The sequence below is a fragment of the Meiothermus sp. genome (genome assembly GCF_025056915.1).
GTDB lineage: Bacteria > Deinococcota > Deinococci > Deinococcales > Thermaceae > Meiothermus.
Genome location: NZ_JANWVH010000149.1, coordinates 1 through 2,656 on the forward strand (window position 1 = coordinate 1; position 2,656 = coordinate 2,656).

Sequence of the window (2,656 nt, forward strand, 5' to 3'; positions counted from 1 at the left end):
TGACAGCCCTCGACCCCCTCCCTACCGCGTAGGGAGGGTTGGGGAGGGTTTATGCCAAGGCCCTCAAGAGGCAGCGGAGGAACAAAGCACGTCCAGGCCGGGATTTACTTAAGTCGCTCACCGCGAGGTGTAGTTGGGCGGGTTTTTGTGCGACGCAGTAATAACAGGGAGTGAGGCAGGGAACAGGGGTTTGGGGATAGGAAGCAGGTAGCGTAAACCCACCAGCTACCCCCGACCACCCGCAGCCGGTGCGTTTTTGAACGTTGCGACGCCGAAAGCTGTGCGGCAACCCTTGCGAAGGCATCAAAAACCTCCCCAACTGTGCGGGGGAGGTTGAAAAGCGTGGGTGGATAGGCCGCTTTATCGGCTCATGGACTCGGCTGCATGACCTGCGCTGCGCGCCGGAGGGGTTGAATAGCCCTGGGCGGAGGCTTTAGCGCCAGAATCTCCTGGGCGGCCCGTCGCCCGCTGGCATAGGCCCCGTGCACGGTGGCGGCCCAGGCGTTGGAGGCGGTGTGCTCGCCCGCGAAGAACAGGCGGTGGCCAACCGGTTGGGCCAGCACACTTCGAGCCCGGGAGGCGCCCACGCTGGCCTTGCTGTAGGCTCCCAGGGTGAAGGGGTCGTCCCGCCAGTGGGCCAGGCGGGCCTTGCTGGGGGTCAGATGGGGGCGGCCCAGGGCCAGCCGCAGGGTATCCAGGGCGCTTTGCAGGGCTTCCGCTTCGGGCAGCGCCAAGAGTTCGCGGGCCTTGTCGCCGGTGGCCAGGGCGGTCAGGATTTCCACCCCCACCCCATGCCCGGCGGTACTGCTCCACCACTCGTCGGGGTTGGCGCCCGGCACATAGAGCTCCACAATCCCTTTGGGAAAGATGGGCTCCTCAAAGTGGAAGAAGAGCTTGACCGCATCGGTAATACCAAGCTGTTCGATGGCCCGGCGCTTTTCCTCGGGCAGCTCGGGTACAAACCGCACCCGGCCTGCCTTCAGAACGCCCAGCGGCAGGGTCACAACGGCCTGGTCGGCCTGGAAGACCCGCCCGTCGGTGGTGGTGGCCTTTACGCCAGAAGGCCCCCACTCGAGCGTCTCCACCACGGCCCCGAGCCGGATATCGAGCCCGGTGGCAAGTTTTATCGCTAGTCAGTCGTAGCCGTCGAGGATGCGGTAGTCGCCTTCCTCCGCCGATTTGTCGTACAGGAACTCGAGCGCAGCCTGGGCGCTCAAGCGCCTGGGGTGGTCAAAGTCGGAGATGTATTCTTGCAGCTTGTAGGGCACCCTCTGGCCGCAGAGCTGGTTGCGATTCAGGTACTCGGCCAGCGACTCCTCGCCCTTTGCTTCCGGCCAGTCCACCAGCCGGATGTTGTTGTACCCCCTTTGCTCACAGCCCACCTCGGCAATCGTCCGCAAGGAACCGTCGGGGAGGCGTACTAAGGTATCCTCCTGCTGGTTGAAGTGGATGGTGCGAAGGCCAAATTGTTGGGGGAGGGGGTAAGTGGGAACCTGGCTGCTGTGGATGAATTCGGCGCCAAGTTCGATGGGCACTGCTGCAAAGCTGCGTTCGGTGTGGATGCGTCCTCCGACGCGGTGTTGGGCTTCGAGTACGGTCACCTGATGCTTCGCTTTCTGTAGGTCCTGGGCCGCCGCTAAACCGGCAATGCCCGCGCCTATGACGAGCGTTTTCATGGGAACACCTTTTTTTTCTACACTTCTTCGAACCTTTCTCCCGAGAATTGTTTTGGATGCTCGGGCATCACCCTGCCGACTTAGTCGCTCCATCGCACGGTGGCATACCGTGTGGTGGCAGTTCGTCGTATTGCCTGTTGCGCCTTAGGGCGCCCTGGGTGCCTTGAGATGGCAAGGCGGCCAATGGTCTGTCGGTCTACCTCCTGTTGATGCTGAATTCCCCTTGCGGGGTTCTCTCAGTGTAGCCGATGAGGCCCTTCTCAGGATGGAGGATTGCCCACAATTGGCTCCACAACCGTATTTTTCGCAGAGCCTGCCGGAGAGCATCCGCCAGGCTTGTGTGGTGGGGCCCTTTGGGCTTTAGGGAACCCCTTCATTCACGGCCTGAGCAGGCCCACAAGCTGGTTGTAAAGCAGCGCCCCGGCTCCATACAGCCCCAGCCAGAGCAGATCGGCCACCCTAAGCCTGCGGCGCAAGAGCCCGGCCACGCCCAGCCAGAACAGCACCAGCGAGGCCGCCAGGCAGGCCAGGCCCAGGTAGGCGATGAAGAGCGGGGCCGCCACCGCACGGGTCATGAGCACCGAGCCCCCGGCCATGACCAGCGGCAGCCAGAGGAGCAGGTTGGCGTAGATCAGCCAGCGGCGGCCCGGCATCAGGAATCAGTTTACCCGGGCCGGTGTGCCCCCGGCATGGACAGCGGTGAAGCAAGTTCTTAGCATGGCGGTATGAGCCTTCGCCAGGCCCGCACCACCTGCCCCCTCGACTGCCCCGATGCCTGCTCGCTGCTGGTCACCATCGAACCAGCGCAGAACCGGCTCTTAGAGGTTCGGGGTGACCCCGCCCACCCCATCACCCAGGGCTTCGCCTGCGTGAAGACCTACCGCTACCCCGAGCGCCAGCACCACCCCCTGCGGCCCCTGTACCCCATGCGGCGGGTGGGGGCGAAGGGGGAGGGCCGCTTTGCGCGGGTGAGCTGGGCC

3 protein-coding genes and 1 pseudogene are annotated in these 2,656 nt (G+C 64.1%); 1 reads left to right on the top strand and 3 read right to left on the bottom strand.

The window, feature by feature from the left end:
- Nucleotides 1-368: 368 nt before the first annotated feature.
- From NZN28_RS14225 to NZN28_RS14235, 3 genes are all read right to left on the bottom strand, one after another.
- Nucleotides 369-1,127 (bottom strand): NAD(P)/FAD-dependent oxidoreductase, encoded by a 759-nt coding sequence (locus NZN28_RS14225; protein ID WP_295399270.1) that lies wholly within the window; start codon nt 1,125-1,127, stop codon nt 369-371.
- Nucleotides 1,128-1,133: 6 nt separating this feature from the next.
- Complete coding sequence (locus NZN28_RS14230) at nt 1,134-1,676, bottom strand: FAD-dependent oxidoreductase (RefSeq protein WP_295399266.1); 543 nt, start codon at nt 1,674-1,676, stop codon at nt 1,134-1,136.
- 377 nt (nt 1,677-2,053) lie between these two features.
- Nucleotides 2,054-2,329, bottom strand: coding sequence for a hypothetical protein (locus tag NZN28_RS14235; RefSeq protein WP_295399268.1), 276 nt, complete (start codon nt 2,327-2,329; stop codon nt 2,054-2,056).
- A 72-nt stretch (nt 2,330-2,401) separates the two neighbouring features.
- On the opposite strand from NZN28_RS14235, the pseudogene NZN28_RS14240 reads away from it, so the two are divergent.
- Nucleotides 2,402-2,656 (top strand): annotated as a pseudogene (locus NZN28_RS14240) (molybdopterin oxidoreductase family protein); the annotation flags it as partial.

Coding starts and splice junctions, on each gene's coding strand:
- NZN28_RS14230 (WP_295399266.1), bottom strand. CDS start 1,676: ATGAAAACGCTCGTCATAGGCGCGGGCATTGCCGGTTTAGCGGCGGCC.
- NZN28_RS14235 (WP_295399268.1), bottom strand. CDS start 2,329: ATGCCGGGCCGCCGCTGGCTGATCTACGCCAACCTGCTCCTCTGGCTG.